Source organism: Achromobacter sp. 2789STDY5608621 (genome assembly GCF_001299375.1).
Lineage (GTDB): Bacteria > Pseudomonadota > Gammaproteobacteria > Burkholderiales > Burkholderiaceae_B > Achromobacter > Achromobacter insuavis.
The window spans coordinates 1-6800 of record NZ_CYTU01000066.1 but is presented as its reverse complement, the minus strand read 5'-3'; the positions used below and the strand labels follow the sequence as shown (position 1 = coordinate 6800).

Sequence of the window (6800 nt, the reverse complement as noted above, 5' to 3'; positions counted from 1 at the left end):
TGGTGACGTCGGCGCCCGCCTTCAGCAGCAACTCGACCATCGCCTTGTTGCCCGACAGCGCCGCCATCATCAGCGGCGTTTCGCCGTTGGGCGCCGGCGCGTTCACCATCGCCTTGCGTTCCAGCAGCAGGCTGGCCATGGCCAGCTGGCCCTTGGAGGCCGCATAGTGCAGCGGCGTCCAGCCCAGGCGGTTGACCTGGGCGCCGCGCGCCATCAGCGCCCGCGCCCGGTCGGTCTGGCCGGCGATGGCCAGGTACATCAGCGGCGTCTCGCCGGCCGGGTTCTCGGCATTGACGTCCGTGCGCGGGTTGGCCGCCAGCACGTCGAACACCTTCCAGGCGCCGTCCACCACGGCGCGCATCAGGGCCGGCTGGCCATTGCGGTAGCGCACGTTGGGGTCGGCGCCCTGCGCCAGCAGGTCCTTGATTTCGTCGGGGTAGTCGTTGGCGACATAGACCCACCAATCCGACGGATTGGCGGCCTGGGCCAGCGCCGGCGTCGAAACGGCGACGCACAACGCCAGCAGTGCGCTGCGGCAGTGCGAGACGAGGCGGTGACGGGAGAACGCAGCGCTGGCAGCCATGGGCAATCCTGATAAATTACTTTAAATAATTAACGTTATATTATTTCTTTATCTTATTGAAAAGATTAAAGAAATTTTCCGTTGAGGCACGCGCCACCTCGGCCACGCTGATGCCCTTCAGATCCGCGATCTTCTCGGCCACGTGGATCACCTTGGACGGGTCGTTGAGCTTGCCCCGGTACGGCACCGGCGCCAGGTACGGCGAGTCGGTTTCGATCAGCAGGCGGTCCAGCGGCACCTTGGCGGCCACCTCGTGCACCACATGCGCGTTCTTGAACGTCACGATGCCGGACAGCGAGATGTGGAAATTCTGGTCGAGCGCGGCCTGGGCCACTTCCCAGGTCTCGGTGAAACAGTGCATCACCCCGCCGACCTCGGCGGCGCGCTCCTCGCGCAGCATCCGCACCGTGTCCTCGGCCGACGAGCGCGTGTGCACGATCAGCGGCAGGCCGGTGTCGCGGGCGGCGCGGATATGGCGGCGGAAACGCTCGCGCTGCCAGTCCAGCGGCTCGGACAGGCGGTAGTAGTCCAGCCCGGTCTCGCCGATGGCCACCACCTTCGGGTGGGCCGCCAGGCGCGCCAGCTCCTCGGGCTCGGGGTCCGGCGTGTCCTCGTAGTCGGGGTGCACGCCGACCGAGGCCCACAGGTTCGGCTGCGGCTCGACCAGCGACATCAGGCCCGGCCATTCGGGCATGTTGACGCTGACCACCAGCGCGTGGGTCACCTGGTTGGCGGCCATCCGTTCGAGGATGGCGGGCAGGTCGGCCGCCAGCTCGGGGAAATTCAAATGGCAGTGGGAATCGACGTACATGAGACTTGGATGAGGAAAGGCGCGGCGTCTGGACGGCGGCCCGGACAGGCCGGATCCGTCGCCGCGCCGCGGCAGGTTACGCCTGGCAGGATAGCACCACGCGCTGCAGCGTCGCGTGGGCGAAAAGCTTGGCATTCAAGGGATGCGTGGCCAGCGCCCGCTGGCGCGTCAGCCAGCGCGCGGCCTCGGCCGCGCGCGCCGTGTTCATGCGCGCGGCGACCTCGGCCACGACGGCGGCCAGCGCCGGGAAATAACGCACCGGCGCGCCGGCGGCGGCCAGCATCAGATCGGTATAGAGGCGTTGCAGCGCGTCGATCCACTCGGCCGGCGGGGCCTTTTCCAGGGCCTCGGCCAGGGTGCCGACGTCGGGCGTCTGGCCCTTGGCCAGCGGGCCGACCAACTGGGTCAGCCACGGCGGGCAGGCGGTTTCGGCGTTCTGCGCCAGGCGCAACGCGGCCAGCGGCGCGCCGCCGGCGGCGGCCAGCCATTCGCGCGCCGGCTCCACGTTCTGGTCGCGCAGCCATTGCAGCGCGGTGTCGGGATCGGGCCCCGGCAGCGGCAGGCGGCGGCAGCGCGACACCAGCGTCGGCAACAGCCGGTCGGGCGCGTCGGCCACCAAGAGGAACACGGTATGCGGCGGCGGCTCTTCCAGCACCTTGAGCAAGGCGTTGGACGACACCACGTTCAGCGCGTGCGCGGGGTACAGCAGCGCCACGCGCCAGCCGCCGCGGTGGGTGGCGGTGTTGAACCAGGATTCCAGCGAGCGGATCTGGTCGATGCGGATTTCCTTGGACGGCGCCTTCTTGGCCGCGCCCGCGGCCGGCTCGGCCTCTTCCGCGCCCTCGGCGGCGTCGGCGCCCTCCTCGACCGCCACGGCCTCGGGCCGGATGCGGCGCAGGTCGGGGTGGTTGCCGCTGGCGAACCAGGCACAGGCGGCGCAATGGCCGCAGGCCAGGCCGTCCTGCGGCGTCTCGCACAGCAGGCTGGCGGCGGCGGCATTGGCGAAGTCGAGCTTGCCGATGCCGGCCAGGCCGTGCACCAGCCAGGCGTGGGCGAAGCGCTCGCGGTTGCCCAGCCAGGCCCGCGCCGTCTCCATCTGCCAGGGCAGGAACTGGGGCGCGCTCATGGCCGGGCCGCCACCAGTTGGCGCAAGCCGGCTTCCAGCTCGGCGCGGATCTCGGGAATGGCGCGGGTCGAATCGATCACCTGGATGCGGTCGGGCTCGGCCGCGGCGCGCGCCTGGTAGGCGGCGCGCGTGCGTTCAAAGAAGGCGGCGCCTTCGCGCTCGAAGCGGTCGGGCTCGCGGGCGTCGGCCAGGCGCGCCCGCGCCACCGCCAGCGGCACGTCGAACAGCCAGGTGCGGTCGGGACGGCCGGCCTGCATCCAGGTTTCCAGCGCGGCCACGCGCGCGGCGCCCAGGCCGCGGCCGCCGCCCTGGTAGGCGTAGGTGGCGTCGGTGTAGCGGTCGCAGACCACCCAGGCGCCACGCGCCAGCGCCGGCTCGATCACCTGGTGCAGGTGCTCGCAGCGGGCGGCGAACATCAGCAGGGTCTCGGTATCCAGGCCCATCGGGTCGGTCAGCACCAGGGCGCGCAGCTTTTCGCCCAGCGGCGTGCCGCCGGGCTCGCGGGTGGAGACCACCTCCAGGCCCTGGCCGCGCAGGAACTCGGCGATCCACTCGGTGTGCGTGCTCTTGCCGGCCCCGTCGACCCCCTCCAGCGTGATGAAGCGTCCGCGTGAGGTCATTGTTCTTGTCCTTGTGCTGGCGCCGGATCGTCGTCCGGCGTGGAAGTGGGTGCCGTCTCGGGCGTCGGCGCGGCGGCGGGCGCGGACGCGGCGGGCCTGGCCGCCGGCGCCGGGCGGGCCGCCGGCGTCTGGCCCAGGATGTAGCGGGAGACGTTGCGGTTGTGCTCGGACAGGTTCACCGAGAACTCGCTGGTGCCGTTGCCGCGCGAGACGAAAAACAGGAATTTGTGCTGCTCGGGCTGCACCGCGGCCAGCAGCGCCGCGCGGCCGGCGGCGGCGATCGGCGTGGGCGGCAGGCCCGGGCGCGTATAGGTGTTCCAGGGCGTGTCGGTCTGCAGGTCGCGCTTGCGGATGCGGCCCTGGTAGGCGTCGCCCATGCCGTAGATGACGGTGGGGTCGGTCTGCAGCAGCATGCCGATCTTCAGGCGGTTGGTGAACACGCCCGAGACGCGGCGGCGCTCCGGGCCATGGCCGGTTTCTTTCTCGATGATGGACGCCAGCACCAGCGCCTCATAGGGCGTGGACAGCGGCAGGTCGGCCTGGCGCTTGGCCCAGGTGTCGTCCAGGATGCGCTGGCCTTCCTGGTAGGCGCGGCGCAGCAGGTCGTAGTCGGAGCTGCCCGGCGTGAAGATGTAGGTGTCGGGGAAGAACAGGCCTTCCGGATGCTTGATGTCCGAGCCCAGGCGCTCCATCAGGGCTTCGTCGCTGATGTCGCCCAGGGTCTGCTTGACGTCGGGATTCTCGCGCAGCGCCTGGCGGATCTGGCGGAAGGTCCAGCCTTCCAGGAAGGTGATCTGGCGCTGGGTCATGTCGCCGCGCGCCATGCGTTCCAGCAGCAGCCAGGGCGTGTCGCCGTTGATGGCCTGGTAGCCGCCGGCCTTGATCAGCTTGTCCTGCTCGGTCAGGCGCGCCATCCAGACGAAACCCGGCTCCCAGACCGGCACGCCGGCCGCGTTGAGCGCGCGCGCGACGGTGCGCGGGCTGCTGCCCGGGTCCACCACGAAATCGATCCTGTCGGCCGACAGAGGAATGGGTCGATGCATCCAGTGCCAGGCGGCGCCGACGGTCGCGGCGATGGCCAGCACGATGAGCAGGAATGACCACAGGACGTAAAAACGGAGTCGCTTCTTCATAAGTCTGGGAAGTTTAATGGATCGCGCGGACCTGTCGGCGCAAAACGAGGGCCGGAGCGCGTCGCGCGCCCCTTTGCCCTGCGCGGGCATCGGCCTGCCAGGATGAGAACACAGCTATCATCAACCCTTTGATGACGAGTCACGGGCCCACGCAGCCATGCATGCTTTCCATTCTTCGATCCCGGCGCGCGCCGAAGGTTGCGCGCAATTGGCGCCGTTGGACGATTTCGCCGTTTTCAGCGCCAGCGGCGCCGACGCGCTGACCTTTCTGCACGGCCAGCTGACCCAGGACGTCACCGGCCTGCCCGCCGATGCCGCCCGCCTGGCCGGCTACTGCACCGCCAAGGGCCGCCTGCTGGCGACCCTGGTGATGTGGCGCGGCGCCGCCCCGGCCGAGGACGCCCCGCAGTTGTACGCCCTGGTGCGCCAGGACCTGGCCGCGGCGCTGATCAAGCGCCTGTCCATGTTCGTGCTGCGCGCCAAGGTCAAGCTGGCCCCCGCCGCGCTGCACGTGGCCGGCGTGCAGGCCGACCCGGCGCAGCTGGCCGCCCTGGAAGCGGCCGCCGGCGCCCTGCCGCGCACGCCCTGGCAACGCGCCGAGCTGCCCTCCGGCACCTGGATCGCCGCGCCCGCGGCCGGCGCCGTGGCGCGCTGGTGGTGGATCGCGTCCGACGAGCAACTGGCCGTGGCCGCGCCGCTGGCCGCCGTGCTCGGGCAGATCCCGGCCGCGCAATGGCACGCGGCCGACCTGGCCGCCGGCATCCCCTGGATCACCACGGCGACCCAGGACGTCTTCATTCCGCAGACCGTCAACCTGGACCTGATCCAGGGCGTCAGCTTTACCAAGGGCTGTTATCCCGGCCAGGAAGTGGTGGCGCGCAGCCACTACCGCGGCACCGTCAAGCGCCGCATGGCGTTCGGCACCATCGTCGATGCCGGCGTGGCCGATGCCGCACTGGCCGGCCAGGACGTGTTCGACGCCACCCAGCCGGGCGAGCCGACCGGCCGCATCGTCGACGCGGCCCGCGGCGACGACGGCGTGTCGGTGCTGTTCGAGACCACGCTGGCCGCGCTGCCCGAGGGCGACCTGCGGCTGGGCGCGGCCGACGGCCCGCGCATCGCCGCCGCGCCGCTGCCCTATTCCATCACGCCGTAACCTCGCCGCCGGCGGACGCGGCCCCGGCCGCGTCCAGCCAGCGCCGCAGCGCCGGATCGCGCACTTCCAGCACCTCGAACAGCCCCAGCGCGCGCAGCGCCGGCAAGGCCTCCCGCATGTCGCGGGCGGCGACCTCGCGCGCGGCCGGCGCCGCGTCGGCGTCGCACCACACCCGCGCGTTCAGCAGAAAGGCGCCGACCGTGCCCTTGCGCACGGTCACGCCCTCGAATTGGGCGGCATTGCGGTCGTCCGGCAATAAGTCCTGTGCTTGCATGATGTTCTCCTGTCGATGGGCACAGGCTCACGATAGTCGCCCCCGCTCGGCAAATCTGCGGTAATTTCGACAATCAATACCGTGTTTGTGCCAACCTGGATCCGCCATGTCCATGCGCCGCCCCTGCCCGCCCCCGACGCCCGCCGAGGCCGCCTCGCCCCTGATCGCCCCCGACCTGGCCGCCGCGCCCGACGGGCCGCCCCTGCTGGCCGTGCGGCGCCAGGACGCGGCGCTGCGCCACACCGCCACGCACCGGCACGCGCGCGGCCAGCTGTTCGGCGCGTATCGCGGGCTGCTGACGGTGGTGGCCGGCGACCGCCAATGGGTCGCGCCGCCCGCGCACGCGATCTGGATTCCGCCCGACTGCCCGCACGGGCTGCGTTCGCATGGCCCGTACGCGGGCTACAGCGTCTACCTCAGCCCCGCGGCCTGCGCCGACCTGCCGGCGGCGCCCTGCGCCCTGCGGGCGTCGGCGCTGCTGCTGGCGGCGGTCGAGCGCGCCGCCGGTTGGTCGGATACGGTCTGGGACGCCGCCCAGCGCCGCATCGCCGAAGTGGTGCGCGACGAGATCCGCACCCTGCCGCGCGCCGGCGACGGCCTGACGCTGCCGCGCGACCCGCGGCTACAGCGCCTGGCGCTGGCGTTGTCCGACGCGCCGGCCGATACCCGGCCGCTGGCCGCCTGGGCCGACACGATCGGCATGGCGCCGCGCACGCTGGCGCGCCGCTTCCTGGCCGAGACCGGCCTGTCGCTGGGGGCGTGGCGTCAGCGCGCGCGGTTGATGCGGGCGCAGGAAATACTGGCGGCCGGCCAAGGCGTGACGGCCGCCGCGCTGGAATCGGGCTATGACAACGTCAGCGCCTTCATCGCGATGTTCAAGCGGGAATACGGCGTCACGCCCGGCCGCTACGACGGCCGGGGTCCGGTGGGGGATTGAACGGCCGGCGGCGTGGCGCCGGCCCGTGCCCACGCGCCGGTTTACTCGGCGTCGGCGGCCTTGCGCGGACGGCGTGCGCGCGGGGCGGTCTTGCGCGCCGGCTTGGCCGGCGCGGCATCGGCCGCGGCGCCATCGGCGGCCGCATGGCCCGGGGTTCCAG

8 protein-coding genes are annotated in these 6800 nt (G+C 71.8%); 2 read left to right on the top strand and 6 right to left on the bottom strand.

Annotated features, from left to right (window positions below; translation table 11 throughout):
- The 5 genes from AOZ53_RS30665 to mltG form a co-directional block, all read right to left on the bottom strand.
- The coding region (locus tag AOZ53_RS30665; RefSeq protein ID WP_197286549.1) for an ankyrin repeat domain-containing protein at positions 1 to 583 on the bottom strand (583 nt) is incomplete at its 3' end.
- Between the two features lie 40 nt (positions 584 to 623).
- Positions 624 to 1394: a TatD family hydrolase gene (locus tag AOZ53_RS30660; protein WP_054435743.1), complete on the bottom strand. Its 771-nt coding sequence runs from the start codon at positions 1392 to 1394 to the stop codon at positions 624 to 626.
- A 76-nt stretch (positions 1395 to 1470) separates the two neighbouring features.
- Positions 1471 to 2520 carry a DNA polymerase III subunit delta' gene (holB, locus tag AOZ53_RS30655; RefSeq protein ID WP_054490745.1) on the bottom strand — a complete coding sequence of 350 codons (1050 nt, stop codon included), beginning with the start codon at positions 2518 to 2520 and terminating at the stop codon, positions 1471 to 1473.
- Positions 2517 to 3140 (bottom strand): dTMP kinase, encoded by a 624-nt coding sequence (gene tmk, locus AOZ53_RS30650; RefSeq protein ID WP_054476673.1) that lies wholly within the window; start codon positions 3138 to 3140, stop codon positions 2517 to 2519. The genes holB and tmk overlap by 4 nt, the downstream gene beginning before the upstream one ends.
- Positions 3137 to 4273, bottom strand: a complete 1137-nt coding sequence (mltG, locus tag AOZ53_RS30645) for an endolytic transglycosylase MltG (protein WP_054490743.1) — start codon at positions 4271 to 4273, stop codon at positions 3137 to 3139. Before mltG ends, tmk begins: the two co-directional genes overlap by 4 nt.
- Positions 4274 to 4430: 157 nt before the next feature.
- Here mltG and AOZ53_RS30640 point away from each other — a divergent pair, with 157 nt between their 5' ends.
- Positions 4431 to 5429, top strand: a complete 999-nt coding sequence (locus tag AOZ53_RS30640; RefSeq protein WP_054490742.1) for a CAF17-like 4Fe-4S cluster assembly/insertion protein YgfZ — start codon at positions 4431 to 4433, stop codon at positions 5427 to 5429.
- On the opposite strand, the gene AOZ53_RS30635 is transcribed toward AOZ53_RS30640, so the two are convergent.
- Positions 5419 to 5703 carry a hypothetical protein gene (locus AOZ53_RS30635; RefSeq protein ID WP_054435734.1) on the bottom strand — a complete coding sequence of 95 codons (285 nt, stop codon included), beginning with the start codon at positions 5701 to 5703 and terminating at the stop codon, positions 5419 to 5421. The genes AOZ53_RS30640 and AOZ53_RS30635 overlap by 11 nt on opposite strands.
- Before the next feature lie 106 nt (positions 5704 to 5809).
- On the opposite strand from AOZ53_RS30635, the gene AOZ53_RS30630 reads away from it, so the two are divergent.
- Complete coding sequence (locus tag AOZ53_RS30630) at positions 5810 to 6640, top strand: AraC family transcriptional regulator (protein WP_231690369.1); 831 nt, start codon at positions 5810 to 5812, stop codon at positions 6638 to 6640.
- The last annotated feature ends 160 nt before the right edge of the window (positions 6641 to 6800 follow it).